Genomic DNA, 24,001 nt, shown 5'->3' on the forward strand with positions numbered 1-24,001 from the left:
GTGCGCGTTCGTTCAATGTTTCCAGTACGTCCGCTATTCGGCGAGTTGAGGGATTGGGCCGAAGAAGATTGACGAGAGCTTTCTGCGTCCGACAACCCGTGCGAGTTCGGCAATGACGCAATAGTTGAAAATCAGCGTCACGAGCATGATCTGCACGCCCCAGAAGCGCGGCCAGTTCATCTCGGCAAGCAGGTGCACGTTAGCCTGGAGGATGCTGTGCGTGTCTCTCCAGGATTCGAACAGCCTTTCCAGATAGTGGATGACGGTTGCGACCGCGGCGTACATCAGCGTTTTCCACGCAACATTCCAGATTAACGGCTTGTCCGGAAACCGGTTGATGAACGGCAACATGTCCGCGATCAGTACCGCTTTGCCCAGGATCAGCGAGGCGACGAGTACCGACGCTGAAGTGGGTATCGAAACGCCAGTCCCGAGGATCATTAGCGAGCGTACGACGACCACGATGTGCAGGATGACGAAAAAGAAAATCGTGGGCGGAAGCACTTTCATGAATTCGTGCTTTAGCGTGGCTGTCAGCGTCTTCATGACCTTAACCTCCGTCGTGTATGGACTGAATCGGTCAATGCGGGCATCGTGTGTTTCAAACGATTTTTCACGAAAGGATGCGCAATCGGAAACAATGGGCCTCGTCATTTAAAGACCGGATTTCAACCTGTTATAAGCGCGAGGGAGATGTGCAGATAGCGTAGCAAAGTTCGGAAATCATGAGATATTCGCGGCCGACGCGACGCGACGCGACGCGACGCGACGCGACGCGATGCGCTGTAAATTGCCGCTCGCACCTCGTCGTCGCGAAGGTGATAAATGGCTGCAACTGGCCGACTACCGACTCACGCTTCGCGCATGAGATTACGCCACGCGGTGACGACGCCCAAGGCGTTTCGAACGTCCCTCGTGCCGACCCTTGCGCGCCCGCTACGAACCGACTGCCTTCTTGCCGATGGACGCCAGCTTCAACGACAGCCCCGCCGCATGAATGCCGGACGCCGCAGCCTCGGGCAGCGCCGAGTCGCTGACGATGTGGTCGAAGCGCTCCAGCCCGGCAATCTTGTACGTGCTGAAGGTGCCGTATTTCGCACTGGTGGCGAGCAGCACGGTTTGCTCGGCCACTTCCATCGCCGCGCGCTTCACATCGATCTTGGGCGGCGAGGGCGTGGTCACGCCACGGCGCAAGTCCCACGAACTGGCCGAGATAAACGCGACATCCACGGCAAGCTGGCGCAGCGTGGCCGCCGCGAGTTCGCCGACGCTCGACTGGTTCGCATGGTCCAGCAGGCCGCCGGTGTGAATCGCGGCAACATGCCCGGCGTTCATCAACTCCTGCATGATCGGAAAGTCGTTGGTGATGACCGTGATGTCGGGCAGCGCGAGAATGTGCGGCACCAGCGCGAGCGTGGTGGTGCCCGCGTCCAGATACGCCGTCATGCCGGGCCGCAGAAACGACGCCGCGATTTGCGCGATGGCGCGCTTTTCCGTGGGATCGATCAGCGCCTTCGAAACATGGCTGGGCTCGGTCGCCAACTGGCTCGCCACGCGCACGCCGCCCGGCACCGAATGCACGAGGCCTTCGCGCTCCAGCAGCGCGATATCGCGCCGCACCGTCATGTGCGAGCAGCCCAGCGACTCCATCAACTGATGCAGCGACAGCACCTTGTCGCGCCGCAGCAGGCGCAGCATGGCTTCGCGCCGCTGATCGGGAATCAGCGGCGCCGTTGGGGTTTCGTCGGGTTGGGTCTTGCTCGGCATGCGGAATCTCTGGGGGGCCGTTCGGTACGCCGCTATGTTAACCGATGTTAACGGCCGATCAATGTGCTCAGCAGCATCACGCCCGCGAGCCCGACCAGCGATTGGAGCGAGAGCATGAGCGTCCACGTGCGCAGCGTCTGCGCGACGGAGAGCTGGAAGTATTCCTTGAACAGCCAGAAACCGGAATCGTTGACATGCGAGAGCATCACCGCGCCCGAGGCCGTCGCGAGCGCCATCAGTTCCGGCGAGACGCCCGGATGCGCCACGAGCAGCGGCGCGACGATACCGCTCGCCGCCACGGTCGCCACCGTCGCCGAGCCTACGCAGATGCGAAGCAGTGCCGCGAGCGCCCAGGCGAGCAGCAGCGGACTGACCGCCCAGTGCATCGAATGGTCGACGATGATCGTGTCGAGGTGAATCGACTTGAGCATCTGGCTGAAGCCACCGCCCGCGCCCAGAATCAGCAGGATCGTGCTGAGCGGCGCCACGCCCTTGTTGACCATTTTCTGCATCGCCGCCAGCGCGTAGCCGCCGCGCACGCCCAGCGCGAACCACGCGAACACCACCGCGGCGAGCAGCGAAAGAATCGGGTCGTTGAGCGCCTGGAAGAACACGAAGGCGCTACTGCCTCTCGCGGCGTGTCCCATGCCCACCGTGCCCGCCAACATCAAGCCTGGCGGAATCAGCAGCGAGATCACGGACAGCGGCAGCGAGGCCGTCGATTCACGCACGTCCTCGCCGCGCGTGCCGCCGGGGCCCGCCGCGAGATCGGGAGCCGGCCCGAAGAAACGCCGCGCCGCGAGCGTAAATAGCGGGCCGCAGAGAATCGCGCTCGGGATCGCAATCGTCAACCCATAGAGCAACGTGAGCCCGGTATTCGCGTGATAGGCAGACACCGCCTGCGTGGGCGCCGGATGCGGCGGCAGCAAGCCGTGCGACACGTACAGGCCGGCCGCGACCGGCAAGCCGATATAGAGCAGGTGGCTTTTCGTGCGCCGCGCGATCGTGTAGACGAGCGGCGCGAGCATGATGAAGCTCACATCGAACAGATGCGGCATGCCGACCAGCAGCGCCGCCGCGCAGATCGTCCACGGCGTGAGCCAGAGCGGCCGCTTGCCGACGAACGCATTGGCGATGCGATCCGCACCGCCCGTACCGATCAGGATGCCGCCGAGCACGGCGCCCAGGCCGACGACCGGCCCGGTTCGCGCGAGCGCGCCGCCAAAGCCTTGAGTGAAACTTTCGATGCTGTGCTCCGGCGTGACGCCGGCCAGCAGGCCGAGCCCGAGCGCCGACAACGTCAGCGCCACGAACGGGCTCAGCCGTACGCGCACGATCAGCAAGATCAGCACGACGATGGCGCTCACTGCCATCGCGATGGTTGCGACCTCTCCCCGCATGGTGTCTCCCTGTATTTATCGCGCGTCGCTGTCCGGGCTCGGACGGGCGTCGGCGCAAGCGCGGAGGCGCCCGCGCTTGCCATGCCGCGCCGCGTCCACCGATCTCACTTCGCGCCGGCTTGCCACGCTGCCAGCAGCGCTTCGTCCGCGTTTTGCAGGTGATCGAGCGTCAGCAGTTCGCCGGCCGCCACGTCGCGCGCGAGCGTCGCGTGCGCCGCCAGATAGAGCGGCGCGACATTCGCGCCCGCCGCTTCGCGCGGCAGCAGCACGGCTTGCACGCCCGTCACGTCGTGATGATGACCGCCCATGTGGAGCACCGTGCCCGCCTTGATGTCGTCCGTCGCGCGGCCTGCGAGCACCGCGCATTGGGTCGGTTGCGCGGCGCCCGTCGGCCGTCCGTGCAGCACGGCTTCGAGCAGCGTGATCGGGGTCTCGACGCCCATGAAGTGATACGGCAGATAGAGGCACGCATAGCGGCCGTTGCGGCTCACCACATGGCCCTTCTGCGCGAGCAGCGCCCAGGTGGGCGCGTCGGTCGTGCGCACGACCACGAATACGCCGCCTGCGAAACTCGCCTCGTCCGGGCGGCGCAGCATGTTGAACACGTCGATGACGCCCGTGCGCGAGAGCACGCCGCCGTCTTCGCGCAGCGCGTAGATATCGGCGAGTTCGGTGGTGCGCGCGACCGGGTAGTGCAGCAGTTCGACGTCGGGCACGAGACCCGTGTTGGTTGCCACCACCGTCATCTCGCAGTAGTCGGCGGTGGCCGAGGTCTTGCGGCCGCGCAACGCCGCGCGGCGCGCGGCGAGCGTGGCGGCAACGTCGTCGCCGAGCGTCATCAGGTTCGCGAGTTCCGGCGCGGCAAAGCGCTGATCGAGCTGCGTCACTTCGCCGGTGGCGTCGTCGAACACGAGGTCGTACTCGCTCGACTTGCCCGCCGCGACGATGTCGAGTCCCAGCGTGCGCGCCCACGAGACCCAGCCGATCAGGTTCGACGGCTGGTCGCCGTCCGCCGTGGTGTAGACCACGCCTTGCTGCGCCGCGAATTGCGCGAGCGACACGCCCGCCACGGCGTCGACTTCCTTGCTGACCATCGCGACATGGCGCTTCGCTTCGAGCGCGGCGCGCGCGGCGCGGTAACCGACCGACGGATTGCCCGTGCCTTCGACAAGAATGTCGAACGCGGCCGGATCGAGCAGCGCCACGTCGCGCACCAGTGCGATCTGGCCCGGCGCGAGCGAGCGCACGCTGGCGGCATCACTGCATTCGACGAGCGACGCCGCGTCGTAGCCGAGTTCGAGGCACAGCGCGCGCAGGCCCCCGAGATCGAGATCGCAGAGCACCGTGGGCGCGAGGCGGTCGATCAGGCGCGTTTGCGCGAGCAGCGTGCGCGCGAAACCGCCGCCCGCGCCGGTCAGCGCGTAGCGGATGACCGGGCTGGCGGGCGAGCGGGACGCGGAAGCCGCGCGGAAAAGCAGTTCGAAGTTCATAAAGGGTGTCCCCAGTGGTTGGGTGGCCGCTCGGCTGCGCACTTCGCCAGCGAACGGATGCGCGAGCTACGGATCGCACGTTGTCTGAACGCGAATTTAACTTTCATTACCATCGCAGTCAACTTTTCTATCAGGCTTTAACATATTAGAACATCGAGGCTATAATCGGTTGACATTGAGGAGAAGAAGGCAATGACCCCTAATCTGCAAACAGCCCCGAACGCGCCGCTGCTCGGCTGCATCGCGGACGACTTCACCGGCGCGACCGACCTCGCCAGCATGTTGGTCCGCGGCGGCATGCGCACGGTGCAGCTCATTGACGTGCCGCGCGGCGCTGAGCCCGTCGCGGCCGACGCCCTCGTGGTCGCGCTCAAGTCGCGCACGATTCCCGCCGGCGAGGCCGTCGCGCAGTCGCTCGCCGCGCTCGCGTGGCTTCAGGCGCAGGGCTGCCGCCAGTTCTATTTCAAATACTGCTCGACCTTCGACTCGACGCCCGCCGGGAATATCGGCCCGGTTGCCGAGGCGCTGATGAAGGCACTCGGGACGGATTTCGCCATCGCCTGTCCCGCGTTCCCCGAGAACGGCCGCACGGTGTATCGCGGCTATCTGTTCGTGGCCGACGCGCTGCTCAGCGAATCGGGAATGGAAAAGCATCCGCTCACGCCGATGACCGACCCGAATCTCGTGCGCGTGCTGGCTGCGCAAAGCACGCTGCCGGTCGGCCTGCTGCGCTACGACGCGATCGCCGCGGGCGAGCAGCCCACGCGCGAGGCGACGGCGAAACTGCGCGCGCAAGGCGTGGGCCTCGCGATTGCCGACGCCGTGTCGAACGACGATCTGCGCTCGCTGGGCCAGGCGTTCGCCGACGCGCCGCTGCTCACGGGCGGCTCGGGCCTCGCCATCGGTCTGCCGGACAACTTCCGCCGCGCCGGTTTGCTCGGTGCGGGCGAAGCGGCCGCGCAACTGCCCGCCGTGGGCGGCCGCGCGGTGGTGCTCGCCGGCAGCAGCTCGCGCGCGAGCCAGGCGCAGGTCGCGCACTGGCGCGCGAGCCGTCCCGCGCTGCGCATCGATCCGCTCGCGCTCGCCGCCGGCGAGCCGGTGGTGGACGCCGCGCTCGCGTTCTTCGATCAACACCCCGACGAAACCGTGCTGATCTACGCGACGGCCGCGTCCGGGGAACTGGGCGCGATCCAGTCGCAACTGGGCGTCGAACGGGCAGGGCAGCTCGTGGAAGGCGCGCTGGCCGCCATCGCGCGCGAACTCGCGCAGCGCGGCGTGCATCGCTTCGCGGTGGCGGGCGGCGAAACCTCGGGAGCGGTAGTGCAGGCGCTGGGCGTCTCGCGGCTGCGTATCGGCGCGCCGATCGATCCGGGCGTGCCCTGGACGATCGGTGACGGCCCGCACGGCCCCATCGCGCTCGCGCTCAAATCCGGCAATTTCGGCGGCACGGACTTCTTCACGCGCGCCCTCGCGCTTCAGTCATGACCAGGATCTCCATGAATCAGGAAAGCACGCTGCGCGAAGCGATCGCGCGCATCGGCAAAAGTCTCTTCGATCGCGGTTACGCGGCGGGCACGGCGGGCAACATCAGCGCGCGGCTCGACGACGGCTGGCTCATCACGCCCACCGACGCGTGTCTCGGCGATCTCGATCCCGCGCGCATCGCCAAGGTGAGCGCGGCGGGCGAATGGGTGGCCGGCGACAAGCCGTCCAAGACGCTCGCGCTGCACCGCGCCGTCTACGACCATCAGCCCGACATGCACGCGGTCGTGCACACGCATTCGACGCACCTCGTCGCGCTCACGCTCGCGGGCGTCTGGCGCGCGGACGATGTGCTGCCGCCGATCACGCCGTACTACGTGATGAAGGTCGGCCACGTTCCGCTGATTCCCTATTGCCGCCCGGGCGACCCGCAGGTGGCCGAGCGCGTGCGCGAGCTCGCGGGCAGCGTGCGCGGCGTGCTGCTCGAACGGCTCGGGCCGGTGGTATGGCATCGCAGCCTGCGCGAAGCGTCCGCGATGCTCGAAGAACTCGAGGAAACGGCACGCCTCGTTCTGATGATGCAGGCGCAGGGCAGGAGCGTCGAGCCGCTCGGCGAGGACCAGATCGACGAGTTGCGCACGACGTTCGGCGCACGCTGGTAAGCGGATTCGGCGGCGCCGCCCGCCATGCGATAGACGAGACGATACCCGGAGGAGACCATGCAAACCGATACCGACGCTCATTCGCCCCACGCGCCCCACGCGCTCCCTGCGCTCCCGCCGGCGGAGGACAAGCCGCGCTCGCTGCGCGCGCTGCTCGCCACGACGCGCTGGCGCATGATCCTGATGCTGTTCGCGCTCTATACGGTGAACTGCATCGACCGGATGTCGCTCTCGGTCGGCATGCCGTCGATCGTGCATGAGTTCGCGTTGAGCCCGGCGATGCAAGGTCTCGTGCTCTCCGCGTTCTTCTGGACCTACAGCACGTTCCAGATTCCCGCGGGCTGGGCCGCCGACCGCTTCGGCGCGCGCCGCATGATCGGCATCGCCGCGGTGCTGTGGGGCGGTTTTCAGTGCGTCGCCGGATTCGCGATCAACGGCGTGATGCTGCTGCTCACGCGTATCGGCCTCGGCGTGTTCGAAGCGCCCTACATGCCTTCCGCGACCAAGCTCGCCGCCGCGTGGCTGCCGCCCGGCGAACGCGCGCGCGGTCTCACATTGATCGACAGCGGCGCGCCGCTCGGATCGGCGGTGGGCGGGCTCGTCATCAGCGCGCTGATCGGCGCGTCGGGCTCGTGGCGTACCGCATTCATCGTGGTCGGCATTTCGACCGTGGTGCTCGGCGTCGCCGTCTATCTGATGCTGCGCGAAACGCCGGAACAGCACGCGCGCCTCGACGCCGCGGAAGCGCACGAGATTCGCGAGGCCAAACGCGTGGCCGGCGAAATGCCTGGCGGCGCCGCGCGCGCGCCGCTCACGCGCGGCACGCTCGCCGCCATGGTGATCGGGCGGATCGGCTGGGCCACGGTGTTCTTCGGTCTGGTCACCTGGGGGCCTAACTATCTTTCGGCGGGACGCGGACTCGATATCCGCAGTATGGGCATCGCCACGTTCGCGATCTTTCTCGCGGGCGCGCTGGGCGAAATTCTCTCGGGCGCGATCGCCGACTGGCTGCAACGCGTGATGCCGCGCGCGCGGGCGATGAAACTGCTGTTCGGCGTGTCGGGCGGCATGTCGCTGCTGTGCCTCGTGGCGCTGCCGTTCGTCGAAGACGTGCGCCTCGCCGTGGCCGTGCTCGCCATCGGCGTGTTCTTCCACCTGTGGGGCGGTCTCTACTGGCTGATTCCCGCGATGCTCGCGCCGCGCGAGCAAGTCGGGCTGGTGGGCGGCGTGATGAACTTCGCGGGCACGGGCGGAGCGATCGCGGTGCCGATCGTGGTCGGCGTAATCGTGCAGATCACGGGCGGCTATCACATGGCGCTGCTGTTTCTCGCGGCGAGCGCGCTGACCTATCTGATCGGCTCGCTGCTGATCGACTTCGGCGCGAAGCCGCTTGTGAGCCATGCAGGCAGTGCGAGCACGGCAAGCGCCGCCACGCATACGGCGGAACGCACATGAACACGAAGTACGACGGCCCCATCGTCGACGCGCACCAGCACTTCTGGGCGCTCGCGGGGCGACATCATCCGTGGCTCGCGCCGGGCGTGCGCGTGCCGCATCGCTACGGCGACTACGAGGCCATCAAGCGCGACTATCTGCCTGCCGACTATCGCCGCGACGCGGCCGCTCACGACGTGGTCGCTACCGTCTACGTGGAAGCGGAATGGGACCCGGCCACGCCGCTCGACGAAACGCGCTTCGTCACGGCGCTCGCGCGCGAGCACGGTTTGCCGAACGCGATGGCGGCGCAGGCCTGGCTCGACGCCGCCGATGTCGCCGAGGTGCTGGCCGCGCAAAGCCGCTTCGAACTCGTGCGCAGCGTGCGCCACAAACCCGCGCACGCGCACGCCTCGTCGGGCAACACGCTGATGTCGAACGGCCGCTGGCGCGACGGCTACGCGCAACTCGCGCAATACGGCCTGCATTTCGAGCTGCAAACGCCTTGGCGTCATCTGCGCGAAGCGGCGGCGCTCGCGCGCGATTTTCCCGACACGATGCTGATCGTCAATCACGCGGGTGTGCCCGGCAACCGCACGGCCAGCACGCTGCATGGATGGCGCGAAGCGCTCGCGCCGCTCGCGGCGCGGCCGAATACCGTCGTGAAGGTGTCCGGTCTGTGCGAAGCGGGCCAGCCGTGGAGCGTGGAAGCGAACCGCGACGTGCTCGGCACGCTGCGCGAACTATTCGGGGCGCAACGGCTCATGTTCGGCAGCAATTTTCCCGTCGACGGCCTGTTTCTTTCTCTCGACGCGCTCATCGACGGCTTTAAAACGCTGGTGTCGGCGTGGAGCGCCGCGGAGCAGCGCGCCTTTTTTCACGACACGGCGACGCGGGTGTATCGGCCCGTCGACCTGTCGAATCCTTCTGCAAGGACTCCACGATGACTTCCACGGCAAGCAGCAACGCATCGGCCAATGCGCTCGGTTTCGATCTGCCGATCTTCGATGCGCACCATCACTTCTGGGATCTCGGCGACGGCCATTTCCCGTGGCTCACCGACGACTACGACGAGCACTTCTTCCTCGGCGACTACCGCCGCATGTGCCAGAACTTCCTGCCGCCGCAATATCGCGCGGCGACGGCGGGCTTCGACGTGATCGGCACCGTGCATGTGGAAGCGGAACGCTCGCGCCGCGAGCAGGTGCAGGAAACCGAATTTCTCACGCGGCTGAACGCGGCAACGGGATTGCCGAGCGCCATCGTCGGCCATGTGTTCTTCGTGCAGCCCGACTGCGAAGCGGTCCTCGCGGGTCACGCGAAAAGCCCGCTCGCGCGCGGCGTGCGCTCGAAGCCGGAAATCTCGTCGGGCCCCGGCGAATCGGTGCGCGGCCAGCCCGGCACGATGCAGGACGAGGCATGGCTGCGCGGTCTCGCCATGCTCGAACGCTTCGGCTTTTCGTGGGATTTGCGCGTGCCGTACTGGCATCTGGAAGAAGCGGCCGACGTCGCGCGCGCGTTCCCGAATACGCCCATCGTGACGAACCATCTGGGTCTGCCGCTCGACCGCTCGGAAGCGGGGGTGGCGATCTGGCGGCGCGGCATGCAGGCACTGGCGGATTGCCCCAATGTATTTCTTAAGGTATCCGAACTGGGTCTGCCGAACGGGACGTGGGACAGCGCGAGCAACCGCCGCGTGATTCGCGAAGCCGTGGATCTGTTCGGCTTCGAGCGGTCGATGTTCGCGAGCAATCTGCCGGTGGGCAATCTCTCGGCGACTTTCACCGAAATCGTCGCCGATGTGATTGGCGCTTTGCCCCACGCCACCGAAAGCGAGTTGCGCGCGCTGTTCGCGGGCACGGCACAGCGCTTTTATCGCGTCGGCTGAGAAGGCAACAACCGGGCGACGCGCGAGCGACGCCCGACAAAGTCGCGCACGTGCTGCGCGCACAAAAAACATATCAGGAGACAAGCATGTCCATCGACGAAAACGCCCTGTTTCGCAAAGTGTCGTTACGCATCTTGCCGGTGCTGATGCTCGGCTTTTTCTTTTCCTATTTGAACCGCGTGAATGTCGGCTTCGCGAAATTGCAGATGGCAAACGAGCTGCAATTCAGCGACGCCGTTTATGGTTTCGGGGCGGGCATTTTCTTCGTCGGCTACTTCCTGCTGGAAATACCGAGCAATGTCATTCTGCATCGCGTAGGTGCGCGACGCTGGATCTCGCGCATCATGATTACGTGGGGCTTGCTGTCGTGCGCGACCATTTTCGTGCGCACGCCGATGCAGTTTTACGTCATGCGTTTCCTGCTCGGTCTCGCCGAAGCGGGTTTCATTCCGGGCGCGATTTACTACATGTCGCAGTGGTTTCCCGCCGCACGGCGCGGACGCGCCTGGGGCACGTTCTATATCGCGCTGGCTTCCTCAGGTGTGATCGGCGGACTGATTTCCGGCTCGATTCTCGAATTCTTCTCCGGGCTCGGCGGCCTGAGCGGCTGGCAATGGCTGATTCTCTGTGAAGGCGTGCCCACGATTGTGCTCGGTGTGTACATCTTCATGCGCATGAGCGAGCAGATTCGCACCGTCAACTGGCTGAGCGACGACGAGAAGAACTGGCTCAGCGACGCGATGGCCGCCGAAGACCGCGCGAAGGTGGCGCACGGTTTCGGCGGCCTGCTCGCCAACGGCTATGTGTGGGCGCTCGTCGCGATCTACTTTCTCTACAACGTCGGGCTGTATGCGATCAGCTTCTGGATGCCCACGCTCATTCAGCGCATGGGCGCGAAGGACGCGCTCGCGATCGGCCTGCTGAACGCCGTGCCGGGTCTTTGCGCGATCGTCTGCATGCTGGCGTTCGGGTATAGCGCCGACCGTTTCCGCGAGCGCAAATGGCACTTGATCGCGGCGTTTTCGATGGCGGCGGTTGGCTTTGTGCTGAGCGTCGTGTGGCAGAGCGAGCCGGTGCTCGGCATTGTTGCGCTGTGCGTGGCGAACATGGGCGTGCTCTCGATTCCCTCGCTGTTCTGGGCCGTGCCGACTTCGTTCCTCAGCGGCGTGACGGCCGCCGCCGGCATCGCGATGATCAATTCGATCGGCAATCTCGCGGGATTTGTCTCGCCATACATGATCGGCTCGCTCAAGCAGATGACGGGGCGCACCGATGTCGCGCTGTACGTGGTGGCCGGCGGCCTCGTGCTGGGCGCGCTGCTCGTGGCAGCGGTGATGCAGACGCGCAAGGGGCAGCGGGGGCTCGCGGCCAACGCATCCCGTTGAATTCTTGCCCTGTTTCGGGACGGTGACGGACCGACAGCGGGGAATGCGATGAGATGCTGGCGAGTTTTTTTAGAGCGCGCGCATGGTTTTGAGGTTGCCTGGAGAGGAACCCGGTATCTCGGGAGAGGCGGCCCTCAGGTTGCGCGCAAGCTACGCTTGCCGCTGGATATCGCCACGTTTTCCGCGTCGCGCTTCCGGGACGTCGACGCAATTCGGGAACAGGATCGTGACGTCGCGGGCCGGCATCGGCTTGCCAAACAGAGACCCCTGAGCAAAATCGCAGGGGAGCGTACCAAGCCACCGAAACACGTCTTCGTCCTCGACACCTTCAGCCGTTGTCTTGATGTGCAGGCCATTGGCAAGTCCCAGGACTGCGGGGACAATTTTTTCGTGTCCCGCTATCTTCCGGTCAATGAACGAGCGGTCGATCTTGATCTTGTCGATCGGAAGATGCGTCCGGTGATAGATGTAGGCGCCGTTGAGACGCAAGCGCCGGAAGGTTCGCCCCGCTGGTTCACGACCGCGTGATCTCCGGGGCAGCCTGCAAATCGTCAAATCAATATATGACGAATGCACTATGACGGATTATGCCTCGCCATACGGATCTTTCTCCAAAGGCCATTGCTGGACATCCTTGCTGGCTCACCGGGCAGGGCGGCTTCGCAAGTGGAGGGTCATCCGGCGACCAGCGTCCCCATTGCGTTGCTGCCGTCATGACGGGCGTCCACTTCGTGGCGAAACGCTCGATCGCTGAATGCGATAACCCGGAATCCGCCGGCTGGACTGCGCGGCACCGTAATGCCCCAATGCCAGCCACCGTCCTGCTCGAACACGTGCAGTACATGTGGTTTTGACGTGAAGTCGTTGTCAAATGCAGTGATCATTGCCTGCTCCCGGAAAGATCGCCCACAACGGTTCGAGCTGCGAAACCTGTGCCGTAGCAATCGCCGAACCCGATTTTCCCGCGCGAAACCCGGAACCGGGTCGCCCGCAGCCGGCGTGGCGCGCAATTTGCTCATGTGCTCCGGCGCTGGGAGCAGCCCGCTCCCACTACCCGGTTGAGGTGTGCTTTGCTGAACGTAATGATGGTCGCCGCCGAAGCGGCCCCGTTGGCCAAGAGCGGCGGGCTCGGAGATATGGTGAGCGCTTTCTCTTCGGCGCTCAGTCTTTTCGACATCGACGTGTCCATCCTGATCCCCGGCTACGATTGCGCGTTCGACCGGGTCGTGGCGCCATCTCCCATCGGCTATCTGCGCGGACTGCCCGGCGGCGACGCGCGGCTCTGGCGCGCTGCGATGCCGGATGCGGATGTGACCGTGCTCCTGCTCGAAATGGATCACCTCTATGCGGGCCGTGGCCACCGGCTGTATCAGGATGAGCACGGGCGCGACTATCTGGACAACTTCGCGCGTTTCGCCTCACTGTCGGCGGCCGCCGCGCGCATCGCGACCGGCGTGCGCGGCGTCAAGCGGCCGCGCATCGTGCACGCACACGATTGGCACGCCGGCCTTACGCCGCTTCTTATGAAGCTCGCGGGCGCATCGGCGCGCAGTCTGTTCACGATCCACAATCTGGCGTTTCAGGGCAACTATCCGCCGGGCCTCGCGCCCTATGCGGGCATTCCGTCCGACCTGCTGTTGCCCGCACCGCGCGACCCGCGCAGCATCGAGTTCTACGACACGCTGAGCTTCATGAAAGCGGCCATCGTCCACGCCGACGGTCTGAGCACCGTGAGCGAGCGCTATGCGCGTGAAATCCTCACGCCGCGCTTCGGCAACCGCATGGAAGGCGTGCTGGGCGCGCACGCCCACAAGCTGACCGGCATCGTGAACGGCATCGACGACGCGCTCTGGAATCCGCAAACCGACTCGATGATCGCGCAGCCCTACGGTGCGGACGATCTCACGGGCAAGCATGCCTGCAAGAAAGCGCTCCAGCAGAGCTACGGCCTGCCTGTCGACCCGTTCGCTCCACTCGTGGCGATCGGCAGCCGTCTGAGTACGCAAAAACTCGCCGACGTGGTCTGCGAAGCGTTGCCTGCCGCTTTGGCGCGCTGGCCGCGCGTGCAGTTCGCCGTGCTGGGGCAGGGCGACGCCGCGATCGAACAGCAGTTGAGCGCGCTGGCCGCCGCATGGCCGGGACGCCTGGGCGTGCATATCGGCTATGACGAAACACGCGCGCATCGCCTGCATGCGGGCGCTGACATCCTGTTGCACGCGAGCCGTTTCGAACCGTGTGGTCTCACACAGCTCTACGCGATGCGCTACGGCACGATTCCTGTCGCCTCCCGCGTGGGCGGTCTCGCCGATACGATTGTCGACTGCCCGACGCTCCCGAGCGATGTGGAGCGCCAGAACAAAGGGGATCTCGACGCGGCCGGATTCCTGTTCGACGGCGAAAGTCCCGCCGACATCTTCCACGCGCTCGGCCGCGCTCTGGACGTATACGGGATTCCGCCGCTGTGGCGCGTCATTCAGCGCAACGCCATGCGCCGCGACTCCAGCTGGTCGGTGCCCGCGCAACGTTATCTGAGCCTGTATCAGACGCTGGCCGGCCACGTGCGACGGCGTGAGTCCACGCCCGTCTGCCGCTCGGTTTCGCAGATCGGCCGGACGCACGCGCCTGTGCAGCGGGGTCGCCGGTCAGCCTGACAGGCCATCTTCGTCAGATTTTGCGGGCAGCCTGCTGCGTGTTTTGCCCGAATGATATGCCGGACGTTATGCCGGACGTTATGCCCGAAGAACGCCGTGGCCCCTTCGCGGACGCGGCGATTCGACGGTGCTCGACTCCATGTGCCGGCCGGGCGTGACCTCGTACGCAACCGCCGGGTACGCGACATGCGCTAGCGCGCCCTCCATACTCTGGCCTACCTTTACCGCTTCATGAAACGGATTCTCCTCGTCGACGACGACCTTGCCGCCCTGGAGTCGCTCGCCGCGGCACTCTCGGGAGAATTCCTTGTCGCCACCGCGTCGGATGGCGGATCTGCGTGGCGCTATCTGAAACACACTGACGTGAATATCGTCATCACGGACCTTCGCATGCCGGGCATGTCAGGCGGGGTGCTATGCGAGAAAATTCGGGATGACGTGACGCTCGCTTCGATGCCGGTCATCCTGGTTTCGGGTGAATACAGCCCACCGGCCTTTGTTCGATACGACTGTTATCTGCGCAAGCCATTGAACATCGGTCAGCTGGTGGCCGTGCTCCGTCGACTGCTCGTTCCTGATCCTCATCGTGCAACGGGCGCGATGCAAAGCCGCGCCCCGAAATCGAATGACGGCGCGGACGAATGAAAAGCGCAATGGGCAGCGGGACGACGGCGTTCAGTCTTCGCGACGATGGCGCGCTTCAGGGACGGCTGCGTTCAAGCGCGGGTGCGCCGTGATTCCGAATCCGCAAAGGGACGAACCGGTGGCGCGCCGCGTCGTCCCGGTGGATGTGGGGCAGGGTGCGAGGACACCGCGTGCCTCGACGACGGTCTTTCGCCCGACCGTCCCGAACGACCGAAAGGTATCCCGTTCATTTTTCTATCGACCATGACGCCTCGTCGTGCAGACGCACGACGAGCACGACGAGCACGACGAGCGCGGAGAGCGCGCGATCGACGCTGTCGTCGCCTGGAGGCGACTGCCAGCGCACTTCGAGTTCGATCGAGCAAGCCACGCTGAAAACAGTCGATTCGCGCATCGGTTCGCGGCGCTCGTGTAGCCAGCGTGCCCATGGAAAGGCTGTCGCGTGTCCTGTGCCCGGCATGCCTATTTTGCCCCGGTATCGTCCGAAGGATGCGCTCGCGGCGCCGATGCTTCAACCGCCGACGCGCTCCGGCGACTGGCATGCCCGTTTGATTTCGCCGTGTTTTTCTGCAGTTTCGCGCGGCGCTCCTGATCGCCCTTCGATCCGGGTGCGGTCGTGTGTTGCCCGAGTTCCGAACCGTACGGCGAGGTGCCCGTACCTTGGGCCAGCACGCCGGCGCTATGGCATAAGCCGGCGAGCAGGACGGCAGAAGTCGCGTATTGAAAAGAATTCATCGCATTCCCCTCGAAATTCGTCATGCGTTGTTAAGCGCCGAGCAAGCGCAATGTCGCACCGAACGCGCAACGCCTTCCCACCGCGTAGAGCGACGTCTGTCCGGGGGCGGCGTGCGAGCTGCTGGCGCTCGGCAACGCGCGGGTCCGTGAGGCATCTCCATCGTCCCGCTCAGGATCCGGGCAAATCAATGTCCGATGACAGCGCGCACGGTGCGTGTGAGCCACGCTGAAACGCCGACTCGCATGACGACAGGCACGACGCGCTTTGGACCGACGATTAACGAGCCGAGCACGATCGACGCTAACAGCGACACCATGGGCGCATCCAGCAAGGCGCGGCCGACATTGGACAGGGTCAGTGCCCGCTCCGACCGCTGCGCTTTTCGGCTCTGCATGTCGCGTAGTTCCAGATTCGCAGCCAGCAGTTGCGCGCGCGCGAGCGCCAGTCGATCGAGGACAAGGGCTTCCCGCTCGCTGATATCGTTCATTTCAGTGCCTCCTTGAGCGTTTCCAGATCGGCGCGAAGCTCACGCTTCAGCACATTGAACGATTGCACCGGTCGCTGTGCCCGGTGCGCGAACCAGGCGATGAGCGATACGGCAAACCAGCCGATCGCGACTCCCCAGACCACCGCGAGAAAATACGGCGTGTTCCACGCGGAGGCAATCAGCGCGATGCAAAAGAACGAGAGGGTGAAAAGGCCGCTCACAGCGAGGGCCATCAACGCGATGAGTTCGCGGGTCAAACGCGCGCGGGTTTCGGCGAGCTCGACCGAAATCAGCTCGCCATAGTCACCGACACAGAGCAGCGCGAAGCGCGAGACATTACGCCAGCTTTCCAGTCTTGATTGAATCGACATGTTCGCCTCCTGCGTCTGCTCCGGTCGAGCATCAGTCGCGCGCCGACGCCCAGAGCGCACCGGCGACAAAGCCGATGGCGGCCGTCGCGGCGAGGGCCAGTAGCGGGTTTTCGGAAACGGCGTCGCGCGCGACCTCCGCGGCGTCGGCCATCAATTGCTTCGATTCGCCGCACAGTGCCCTGGCGCTGCCCGAAATGCGCATCGCGGGATCGCCCAGCACGGCCCCCGCGGCGTCCTTCAACTTTCCTGCTGCCTCGTCAACAACCCCTTCTGCTTTCGTCGTCATGGTGTTCTCCTTTTCGCGCGGATTTGCGCCGTGTAGTGAGTCTCTGATCCGCTAGCAGCAATAGGTGTGCCGCCCTCGGCTGAACCGCTCTCAGGCAGGGAAAACATGTAGAAAATGCTGATGCGATTGCTGGGATGTCGGGGCTCGATGGCGCTCGATCCCTGCTTTGCCGGCTGACAGCCAAGCGAGGCCCGGCAGGAACCACGGCGTACGTGGCGAGCGCCAACGACCCGGCGACGCCCCGTATCGCTTCGCGGCGATGGATTAGCGTCGGATGACTCCGACGGTCGCGGCGAACGCAACACTCAAGGGGAATCGCACCGGATTCACGTTGTCAGCGGCGTATCGTTCGTGTTGTCACCGTGACTGCCGCACGCGTTTTTCAGCGTCGAGCCGCAGAGAAGCCACAGCGCGAGCGAGCCGGTCGACACGGCGCCGAGTGCCAGAAAGGCGCTCGCGTAACCAAAATGCTGGGCAAGCACGCCGCCGAGTGCAGGGCTCAGCGCGGCCCCCATTCCTTGCAGGGTCATGACGACACCCTGCCCGACATTGACGCGCCCCGTTCCCCGCAGCAATCGCACGACCAATGCCGGAACCGCGACGCTCTGCAGGCCGGCGCCAATCCCGTCAAGCGCCTGGACCGGCCAGACGCCCCATGCAGCGATAAACATCGCCGCGACGACGCCGCGCAAGGGCAGGGCGAAGAATGTGATCAGGATGACGCGCCAGTAGCCTATGCGCCGGATAAGGCGGTTCGCGAAGCCGGCCGCGACCAGCATGACAAGTTGCGCGATGACGATCGTCGCGGCGGTAAAGGCGTTGGGATCGCCCTGATGGGTGGAGACGACGGCAAGCCCGTAGAGCGGGAGCATTGCCGCATTGCCCAGATGGAACATCGCAAGCGCCAGGGCAAGCAGGAGCAACGGGCGACAGGTCAGCAGCACGCGAAACCCGCTCGCAGGTTCATGCGTCGTCCGCGAGGACGGCCCCAGACCTCGCGCGCTGTCATGATCGATCGCATTGCGCCGGATCAGCAGCGCCGAGATGACGGTCATCACGCCAAATACGCCTGTCAGCACGAACACCGCACTGAAGCCGTACTTCCATCCCAGGCCGCCCGAAAGCGCCGCGCCGACGACGTTGCCCGCATGGTTGGCCACCTGATTGCGTCCGAACTGCCGGTCGAAGCCTGTTTCACGAACGATACCGAGCGTCAGGCCGGCGACCGCCGGGCCCAGCGCAGCGCCTGTCACGGCGCTAACGATTTGTGAAGCGCCGACCATCCAGTCGTTCTGCGATATTGAGAGCGCGAGCGCTGCGAGCGTCGTCATCGCTCCGGCGACGACGATGACGCCGCGTTTGTGATGCGTTGCATCGATCAGCGCGCCGGCCGGCGAGGTCGCGAGCATGCCGGCAATGCCGCCCACCGTCATGACCGTGCCGATCGCCTGCGGATGCCAGCCCTGCGCCTGCAGAAACACGCCGAGAAATGGGCCGATGCCCGCCTGGACATCGGCCATGAAGAAGCTCAGCGCCTCCAGCGCATAGTGGGGGTTCATGGGGCACGCACGACGTCAGGCGGGCGACGGCGCATCGATCAGTTCAGCGATCTCGTCGACTTCGATCGTTCGCCCATGTCGATTCCTGACGCCGTGCCCCCATGCCTGGATATGCGCGCCAGGAGCGAGGTAGGCTGCCAACTCGGCGGCGGCGTGCGGCGGCATACGCAACGACGTGCCGTCGTCGAGCAACGCGCCCCGCAGTTCGCCTTTCGGGCCGAACAGCGAAAGAACCACCTCACCGGCGGCCTCCATGGGTTTGCGTTCGAGATGCGCCTTCGCAGGTTTCTCGCCGCCACGGTGCGGCCCTTCGTCGAGTATCACTACGCCGTTTCTGGTGGTGAGACAGACTGCGGCAAGCATGTTCGCGCCGCGAGGTTTCACGCCGCGAATCCTCACCACCTCGCCCGGTGTCACGTGTCGGGCCAACTTCTTCGCGAGATGGGGCGGAAAGTGAACCTGCTGCGAATCGAGCACGAAACCGTCGATTTCGCCGTGCGGGTTCAACAGAAAACGCACGATTTTTCCGCGGGTTTCAGGAAGGCTCTCGGGGTCGATCCAATGCATGATTTTTCTCCTTTATGAACGAACGCCAGCGCGACGGAAGACAAGGACGGCCGACAGCATCGTCGCGGCCCGCTCGCCACACGGCCCGAGCGGCGGCCGCGGGCGTCAATGTCCAGGCGAACAGGCCCGTATGGTGCGGCACGGGGCAGGCGATCGCGGCCACGGTATCGGCGCTGCTCGACACGTCGTCAGCCTTTGAATCGCAACCAGAATCCACAGCGCGAAAAGCTGCGTGGAGAACGAAGGTCTTGGCATGACGGTCCACTTACCGTGTCGGGATCCGTCATGAAGCAAATTTCTCGCCACGGCAACCCGGTGGGGGATTGTGTGCAGATCTTCCGTGACCTGGCGCGCCAGTGCTGCGTTCGGGGCGATACAAGGAGGCGTCGCAGGCGCGCTTGTTAGCAAACACCTGAATGACAATATTTCCTGTAAAAACGGCAACACACCACTGAGAAGGCTTTTCTGGCAACACTATTAGCGTTTTTTCGCCCGGCATTACGGCGCGGGTGATTGCCGTCGTCGTCGCCGTCGTCATCGCCGTCGCCGTCGCAACCGGAGTCCAACCTGGCGACAAGCGGCGTGCGCGCCAGCTTCGCCATTGCTGTCTGCTGGCGGCCGAAGGTGGAATTCACCGGATGCGCGCTGCCCGGCGCGAGATGGTTGCATTGAGCCTCGACAACTTGAGCGCCGGCCTTGGCGCAGCGCGGCGTATCGCTCAATGCGGGTGATGGCAGCTCAAAACGGCTCACGCCATGGCTGCAGATCCAGTTCCTGAGTCCACGCGCTGCGACTCTGGCTGTGCAAATGCCAGTCACTGTCGGCGATGGCGTCGACGCGCTCAGCCGTGCGTCCGGTCAGGACCACCGTGAATGCTTCGCGCGCGAAGCGCCGGGGCAGCGCAGCACCGTGTCCGGCACTCGCGCCAACACCGGCGATCCACGCTAGCGGTGAGGAAGAGGAGGATAGTTCGCTCATGATGATTCACGCCAGTTGTCGCGCGCGATTGTTCAAAAGAGCGGACGTCATAGGGCGATTCGCGCGTACAACCCACGCCATCGCATTCGGGCGATGGTGTCGACGCTCACCGGGGAAGGTCGCGCGCCCTTAGATCTTGCCGACCAGATCGAGCGACGGCGTCAGGGTTTGCGCGCCGGGCGTCCACTTTGCCGGGCACACTTCGCCCGGATGCGACGCCACGTATTGCGCGGCCTGCACCTTGCGCAGCAGTTCTTTCGCATCGCGGCCGATGCCGTTGTCGTGCACTTCGTAGAGCTTGATCTTGCCTTCCGGATCGATCAGGAAGGTGCCGCGCAGCGCCAGACCTTCTTCCTCGATCAGCACGTCGAAATGGCGGGCGAGGGTGGCAGTCGGATCGCCGACCAGCGGGTATTGCACCTTCGCAATGGTGTCCGAGGTATCGTGCCAGGCTTTGTGCGTGAAATGCGTATCGGTGGAGACGCCGTAGATTTCGACGCCGAGTTTCTGGAACTCCGCGTAGTGATCGGCGAGATCGCCCAGTTCGGTGGGGCAGACGAAGGTGAAGTCGGCCGGATAAAACACCACTACCGACCATTTGCCCTTGAAGTTTTCTTCGCTGACGGGCACGAACTTGCCGCCGTGATAGGCCGTGGATTTGAAAGGCTTGACCTGCGTGTTGATGAGCGACATAGGCGTTCCTTGAAGTGATCCTGCAGCGGGTATCGGCCGCATGAATTTGCGCCCGATGCGTGATCGGGCGCTAGCCGATATAGAGACTAGACGAGCGTGGCGCGCGCAGGAAGCGATCTTTTTTTGTATGGAATCCGCGAATGCAGAAAAGCGATTCGTTGCGGAATCGCTCGATTCAGGCGGGTTTTCGAGTCGGGTCGACGTGGGGCGTGCCGGTCAGCTTCTACAGCGTGCCGGGCCGCGGATCGGGCACAAAGCCGTCGCGATTGGGCATGCGCACGGCGGCGAGCGAGTGCGCATCCAGACGGGCGTCATCGGGCACAATGCCGTTGCGGTTGAGGATCCAGGCGCTCACGGCATACACCTCGTCCGCACTCAGCGATTGCGGCGCGTTATAGGGCATCGCGCGGCGAATATAGTCGAACAGCGTAGTTGCATAAGGCCAGTAGCTGCCGACCGTACGCTTGGGGCGGTGCTCCTGAGCGTGCCGCTGCCGCCCACCAGCGGATCGCCGATCAAGCCCTCGCCCTGCGCGCCGTGACAGCCCGCGCATTTTTGTGCGAAGACCCGTGCGCCGGTCTGGACATCGCCGCTGCCTGGCGGCAGCCCCCGCCCGTCTGGCGCTATGTCGATGTCCCAGGCCGCGATGGCCGATGCGTCCAGCGGTGTGCCGATTCCGGCGATGGTGGACGGCATAGCGACGGTTTGCGTCGTCACGGCCGGCGTGCAGGCGCCCGTGACCAGCGCGCTCGCGACGACGAGTGGCGTGAGCAGCTTACGCATTGGCGACGCTCCCGTCAGCGCCGACTCGCCAGGATTGAATGCCGTTGTAGTGGTAGTACGAATTCAGGCCGCGTGCAGCGACGAGCGCTTCGCGCGTGGGCTGGACGTAGCCGGTGGAGTCGGTGGCCCGCGAGAGCAGCGTGGCCGGGCCGCCTTGCCATGTCCAGTCGAAGGTGAAGCGCGTGAGCGCGCGATCCCGCACGGGTGCCTCCAGGCGCGCGCTCTGCCAGTTGATGCCGCCATCGGTCGAGACTTCGACGCCACGGATCGTGCCGCGTCCCGACCATGCGAGGCCGACGACGGGATAGTAGCCGTGCCGCGTCAGACGTTGTCCCGGCGACGGCCGCGTGATGACTGACTTCGCATCCATTTCGAACGCGAACTGGCGCGCACGGCCATCGGGTAACAGCCCGGTGTATTTCGAGGTTTCCTCGCGGGTTTCGAGCGGGCCGTCCACCACCTTGAGGCGGCGCAGCCATTTCACGTGCGTGTTGCCTTCATAGCCGGGAACGATGAGCCGCAGCGGATAACCGTTTTCCGGACGCAGCCGCTCACCGTTTTGTGCATAGACCACCAGCGCCCGATCGAGGATGGCATCGAGTGGCAGCGAGCGAGTCATCGCGGCGGCATCGGCGCCTTCCGCGAGAATCCAGCGCGGGGATGCACCCGGCGCGGCCGGTGTGCTGCCGCCGACCGCTTCGAGCAACGTCGAAAGCCGCACGCCGGTCCATTCGCAGCACGACAGCAAGCCGTGAGTCAGTTGCAGCGGCAGTCCACTCGGGCCTTTCCATTCGCTGGCCGTGTTGCCCGAGCACTCCATGAAATGGATGCGCGATTCCGAGGGCAGGCGCAGTAGATCGTCCATCGTGAACAGCTTCGGTTCCGTCACCAGGCCATGAACGGCGAGGCGGTGCGCGTCCGGATCGATATCGGGCACGCCGCCGTGATGGCGCTCGTACACGAGGCCGTTCGGTGTCAGCGTTCCGTGCAGATCGGCCAGCGGCGTGAGCGAAGAAGCTGCGCCTGGCATCGGCCACTGGCGCGCCGCGCGACGCACCACATGCGACTCGAACGAAGACGGCAGCCCGTAAGGGTGAGTCAGGATCGGCGCGCCCGGCGTGCGTGTCCAGGGTGGCACGTCGAGCGGTTCGAGCAACTGTGCCGAAGGAGCGCCGGCCATCGCGACCCGGGCCTGCGAGACGGCCAGAGCCGAAATTGCAGCACTGCCCAGCAGGCGGCGTCTGCGAGCCGATGTGGGCGAGCCGTCAGTCGAGGACGCAGGTTTGCGATCGGAAATAAAGCGCATGAGTCGTGTCCCGGCGAGGCCGCGCCGCCCGTTGAGGACGCTATCGGCAAAGGGGGCAGTATATGAGCTGCGTGCGCGCCGACTAATAGTGTTTAAACCTACGTTTATATCTGAACGCGATTACGCGGATGCGACGTAGCAGCTAAAGCGACGCGTTCTCAGATAAGGTTTGTTCGGGTGTGGGGGAAAGCGGCTCGCGCGGCGCGGCAACTCCTGATGTTCGCGTGAAGTCGCGCCCGCACGGGGCGGAACGCGAACGCCGACGCTTATGGACCGGGGATCGACGCCTGTCGCGACGCGGGGACATGAGGCGCATCGTCATGACGAAGTGATGTCAGCGCTGATTTGCTAACGCAAAAGCCTTTGTTGGCGTTGCGTGCTGCGCGCACTAGCATGCAATGAGGCGGACGATTACGTCCGCGATTGTCTTTGCGGGGACATCCATGCGATACAAGGGCTATGAAGTCGAACCGTCTGCTTATGCGTTGCCAAGCGGACTCTATGCGGCGAATCTGATCATCGAAACGGCATTGCCGGCTGTTGAATCTTCATTCTCGTTCGAAGCGCTCGATTATTTCTTCGAGCCGGATCACGCCATCGCCTATGCCTCACGCTGGGCTCGCGTGTGGATCGATCAGCGGGCGAAGCGGGCCGCTCAATGATCCGCAGGCGAGTGCCGCCGGTGCCGTCCTCGGCACTTTCCACGTAACGACCCTGCCAGGCAGCAAGCACAAGACTCTCCGTCGTTTCAAGAGAGTCTTCGTGTTCTCAGATACGTGGCCCCGCTACCGTGGCGAGCGTATCTAGCAGGGGTTGCGCCAGATGCAGTATTTGCCAGGGCGTGCCGGCGTGCGTGTTCCGGGATTCGGGCTCTCGCTTCGATAACAACGTGCGCGTAATCACCCAGTTTGACACGTCCAGGCTAACGACGGAGGCGCAGATATCCGCGTGGGCCGCAGTCTCGCCGTTGCGAGTAATTTCATTTGCGATTGCCTCATCGAGATCTGCGTCGATATCGACGCGAATCGTCTCGATGTAGGCGAACCTCGCATGCCTGGCAGGACCTTTCGAAGCGTCCAGGACGCTATGTGCATCAATCGGTGCACGGCCGAAGCTATTGGTCACATTGCGGTAGCGTCCGGTGGCGAGGAAGTCGCGGAATGCCGCATCATGGCGCCAGAGGTATTGCGAAGCGTAACGGGTTTCTTTCGCACCATGACGTCCTGCTTCGCGCAGGAGAAACGCTTTGTAGAAGAGGTCGGGCGCGTTGTCCCACAACGAGCCGCGCTCTTTTGCACGAAGGTGGATCTTGCTTGTATCGTAGTCGGACGGGAGGCGGTGGCCATAGAAAACGGTCAGCATGGTAAACGCTCCTTTGAATGATTTCGCAATCGGGTAAACGGCCGACACAAGCGTAGCAGCGGTCTTCCC

26 protein-coding genes and 2 pseudogenes are annotated in these 24,001 nt (G+C 64.8%); 9 read left to right on the forward strand and 19 right to left on the reverse strand.

Features of this window, described 5'->3' with window-relative positions:
• Positions 1 to 33 precede the first annotated feature (33 nt).
• The 4 genes from G5S35_RS30080 to G5S35_RS30095 all read right to left on the reverse strand — a co-directional run bounded on the left by G5S35_RS30080 (position 34) and on the right by G5S35_RS30095 (position 4,657).
• Complete coding sequence (locus tag G5S35_RS30080) at positions 34 to 546, reverse strand: hypothetical protein (RefSeq protein ID WP_183039703.1); 513 nt, start codon at positions 544 to 546, stop codon at positions 34 to 36.
• 390 nt (positions 547 to 936) lie between these two features.
• The gene (locus G5S35_RS30085) at positions 937 to 1,767 is read right to left on the reverse strand and encodes a DeoR/GlpR family DNA-binding transcription regulator (RefSeq protein ID WP_065058407.1); all 831 of its coding nucleotides are present in this window, start codon (positions 1,765 to 1,767) and stop codon (positions 937 to 939) included.
• 47 nt (positions 1,768 to 1,814) lie between these two features.
• A complete protein-coding gene (locus G5S35_RS30090; protein ID WP_110327423.1) occupies positions 1,815 to 3,167 on the reverse strand; it encodes a GntT/GntP/DsdX family permease in 1,353 nt (450 codons plus the stop codon).
• Positions 3,168 to 3,271: 104 nt separating this feature from the next.
• On the reverse strand, positions 3,272 to 4,657 hold the full coding sequence (locus tag G5S35_RS30095) for a homoserine dehydrogenase (protein ID WP_183039704.1): 1,386 nt from the start codon (positions 4,655 to 4,657) through the stop codon (positions 3,272 to 3,274).
• 192 nt (positions 4,658 to 4,849) lie between these two features.
• On the opposite strand from G5S35_RS30095, the gene otnK reads away from it, so the two are divergent.
• From otnK to G5S35_RS30125, 6 genes are all read left to right on the forward strand, one after another.
• The gene (otnK, locus tag G5S35_RS30100) at positions 4,850 to 6,142 is read left to right on the forward strand and encodes a 3-oxo-tetronate kinase (RefSeq protein WP_074983584.1); all 1,293 of its coding nucleotides are present in this window, start codon (positions 4,850 to 4,852) and stop codon (positions 6,140 to 6,142) included.
• 11 nt (positions 6,143 to 6,153) lie between these two features.
• Positions 6,154 to 6,801 (forward strand): 3-oxo-tetronate 4-phosphate decarboxylase, encoded by a 648-nt coding sequence (gene otnC / locus G5S35_RS30105; RefSeq protein WP_173816855.1) that lies wholly within the window; start codon positions 6,154 to 6,156, stop codon positions 6,799 to 6,801.
• Between the two features lie 57 nt (positions 6,802 to 6,858).
• Positions 6,859 to 8,256, forward strand: coding sequence for an MFS transporter (locus G5S35_RS30110; RefSeq protein WP_183039705.1), 1,398 nt, complete (start codon positions 6,859 to 6,861; stop codon positions 8,254 to 8,256).
• Positions 8,253 to 9,182, forward strand: coding sequence for an amidohydrolase family protein (locus G5S35_RS30115; protein WP_183039706.1), 930 nt, complete (start codon positions 8,253 to 8,255; stop codon positions 9,180 to 9,182). The genes G5S35_RS30110 and G5S35_RS30115 overlap by 4 nt, the downstream gene beginning before the upstream one ends.
• Positions 9,179 to 10,123, forward strand: coding sequence for an amidohydrolase family protein (locus G5S35_RS30120; protein ID WP_065058413.1), 945 nt, complete (start codon positions 9,179 to 9,181; stop codon positions 10,121 to 10,123). The genes G5S35_RS30115 and G5S35_RS30120 overlap by 4 nt, the downstream gene beginning before the upstream one ends.
• Positions 10,124 to 10,209: 86 nt before the next feature.
• The gene (locus tag G5S35_RS30125; protein ID WP_074983588.1) at positions 10,210 to 11,508 is read left to right on the forward strand and encodes an MFS transporter; all 1,299 of its coding nucleotides are present in this window, start codon (positions 10,210 to 10,212) and stop codon (positions 11,506 to 11,508) included.
• A gap of 150 nt (positions 11,509 to 11,658) precedes the next feature.
• Here the strand turns inward: G5S35_RS30125 and G5S35_RS30130 are convergent, their stop codons facing one another.
• Together G5S35_RS30130 and G5S35_RS30135 are read right to left on the reverse strand one after the other, a co-directional pair.
• Complete coding sequence (locus tag G5S35_RS30130; protein WP_065058415.1) at positions 11,659 to 11,997, reverse strand: EAL domain-containing protein; 339 nt, start codon at positions 11,995 to 11,997, stop codon at positions 11,659 to 11,661.
• 185 nt (positions 11,998 to 12,182) lie between these two features.
• Positions 12,183 to 12,392, reverse strand: a complete 210-nt coding sequence (locus G5S35_RS30135; RefSeq protein ID WP_183039707.1) for a hypothetical protein — start codon at positions 12,390 to 12,392, stop codon at positions 12,183 to 12,185.
• 198 nt (positions 12,393 to 12,590) lie between these two features.
• Between G5S35_RS30135 and glgA the strand changes: the two genes are divergently transcribed.
• Positions 12,591 to 14,159: a glycogen synthase GlgA gene (gene glgA, locus G5S35_RS30140; protein ID WP_183040048.1), complete on the forward strand. Its 1,569-nt coding sequence runs from the start codon at positions 12,591 to 12,593 to the stop codon at positions 14,157 to 14,159.
• Positions 14,160 to 14,390: 231 nt separating this feature from the next.
• Entirely contained in the window at positions 14,391 to 14,804 is a 414-nt protein-coding gene (locus tag G5S35_RS30145) for a response regulator (protein ID WP_183039708.1), read from the forward strand.
• Between the two features lie 226 nt (positions 14,805 to 15,030).
• On the opposite strand, the gene G5S35_RS30150 is transcribed toward G5S35_RS30145, so the two are convergent.
• The 12 genes and pseudogenes from G5S35_RS30150 to soxC all read right to left on the reverse strand — a co-directional run bounded on the left by G5S35_RS30150 (position 15,031) and on the right by soxC (position 22,570).
• The gene (locus G5S35_RS30150; protein WP_183039709.1) at positions 15,031 to 15,198 is read right to left on the reverse strand and encodes a hypothetical protein; all 168 of its coding nucleotides are present in this window, start codon (positions 15,196 to 15,198) and stop codon (positions 15,031 to 15,033) included.
• Between the two features lie 68 nt (positions 15,199 to 15,266).
• Positions 15,267 to 15,563 (reverse strand): hypothetical protein, encoded by a 297-nt coding sequence (locus G5S35_RS30155; RefSeq protein WP_110327414.1) that lies wholly within the window; start codon positions 15,561 to 15,563, stop codon positions 15,267 to 15,269.
• Between the two features lie 161 nt (positions 15,564 to 15,724).
• The gene (locus G5S35_RS30160) at positions 15,725 to 16,027 is read right to left on the reverse strand and encodes a hypothetical protein (RefSeq protein WP_183039710.1); all 303 of its coding nucleotides are present in this window, start codon (positions 16,025 to 16,027) and stop codon (positions 15,725 to 15,727) included.
• Positions 16,024 to 16,398 (reverse strand): phage holin family protein, encoded by a 375-nt coding sequence (locus G5S35_RS30165; protein WP_065058418.1) that lies wholly within the window; start codon positions 16,396 to 16,398, stop codon positions 16,024 to 16,026. Before G5S35_RS30165 ends, G5S35_RS30160 begins: the two co-directional genes overlap by 4 nt.
• Positions 16,399 to 16,429: 31 nt before the next feature.
• Positions 16,430 to 16,684: a CsbD family protein gene (locus G5S35_RS30170; protein ID WP_065058419.1), complete on the reverse strand. Its 255-nt coding sequence runs from the start codon at positions 16,682 to 16,684 to the stop codon at positions 16,430 to 16,432.
• 326 nt (positions 16,685 to 17,010) lie between these two features.
• Positions 17,011 to 18,243 carry an MFS transporter gene (locus tag G5S35_RS30175; protein ID WP_183039711.1) on the reverse strand — a complete coding sequence of 411 codons (1,233 nt, stop codon included), beginning with the start codon at positions 18,241 to 18,243 and terminating at the stop codon, positions 17,011 to 17,013.
• Between the two features lie 15 nt (positions 18,244 to 18,258).
• Positions 18,259 to 18,810, reverse strand: a complete 552-nt coding sequence (locus G5S35_RS30180; protein WP_065058421.1) for a hypothetical protein — start codon at positions 18,808 to 18,810, stop codon at positions 18,259 to 18,261.
• A 401-nt stretch (positions 18,811 to 19,211) separates the two neighbouring features.
• Complete coding sequence (locus G5S35_RS30185; protein WP_183039712.1) at positions 19,212 to 19,562, reverse strand: hypothetical protein; 351 nt, start codon at positions 19,560 to 19,562, stop codon at positions 19,212 to 19,214.
• A gap of 67 nt (positions 19,563 to 19,629) precedes the next feature.
• Positions 19,630 to 19,788, reverse strand: a pseudogene (locus G5S35_RS30190) (glucose 1-dehydrogenase); the annotation flags it as partial.
• A 129-nt stretch (positions 19,789 to 19,917) separates the two neighbouring features.
• Positions 19,918 to 20,481 (reverse strand): alkyl hydroperoxide reductase subunit C, encoded by a 564-nt coding sequence (gene ahpC, locus G5S35_RS30195; protein ID WP_074983601.1) that lies wholly within the window; start codon positions 20,479 to 20,481, stop codon positions 19,918 to 19,920.
• 223 nt (positions 20,482 to 20,704) lie between these two features.
• Positions 20,705 to 21,264, reverse strand: a pseudogene (locus G5S35_RS30200) (c-type cytochrome).
• Positions 21,257 to 22,570, reverse strand: coding sequence for a sulfite dehydrogenase (soxC, locus tag G5S35_RS30205; protein ID WP_065058426.1), 1,314 nt, complete (start codon positions 22,568 to 22,570; stop codon positions 21,257 to 21,259). The pseudogene G5S35_RS30200 and the gene soxC overlap by 8 nt, the downstream one beginning before the upstream one ends.
• A 443-nt stretch (positions 22,571 to 23,013) precedes the next feature.
• Between soxC and G5S35_RS30210 the strand changes: the two genes are divergently transcribed.
• Positions 23,014 to 23,232 (forward strand): hypothetical protein, encoded by a 219-nt coding sequence (locus G5S35_RS30210; protein WP_080180506.1) that lies wholly within the window; start codon positions 23,014 to 23,016, stop codon positions 23,230 to 23,232.
• Between the two features lie 106 nt (positions 23,233 to 23,338).
• Here the strand turns inward: G5S35_RS30210 and G5S35_RS30215 are convergent, their stop codons facing one another.
• A complete protein-coding gene (locus G5S35_RS30215; protein WP_074983606.1) occupies positions 23,339 to 23,932 on the reverse strand; it encodes a DUF4865 family protein in 594 nt (197 codons plus the stop codon).
• Between the last annotated feature and the right edge of the window lie 69 nt (positions 23,933 to 24,001).

It is taken from the genome of Paraburkholderia tropica (assembly GCF_014171495.1).
GTDB classification, from domain to species: Bacteria; Pseudomonadota; Gammaproteobacteria; order Burkholderiales; family Burkholderiaceae; genus Paraburkholderia; species Paraburkholderia tropica.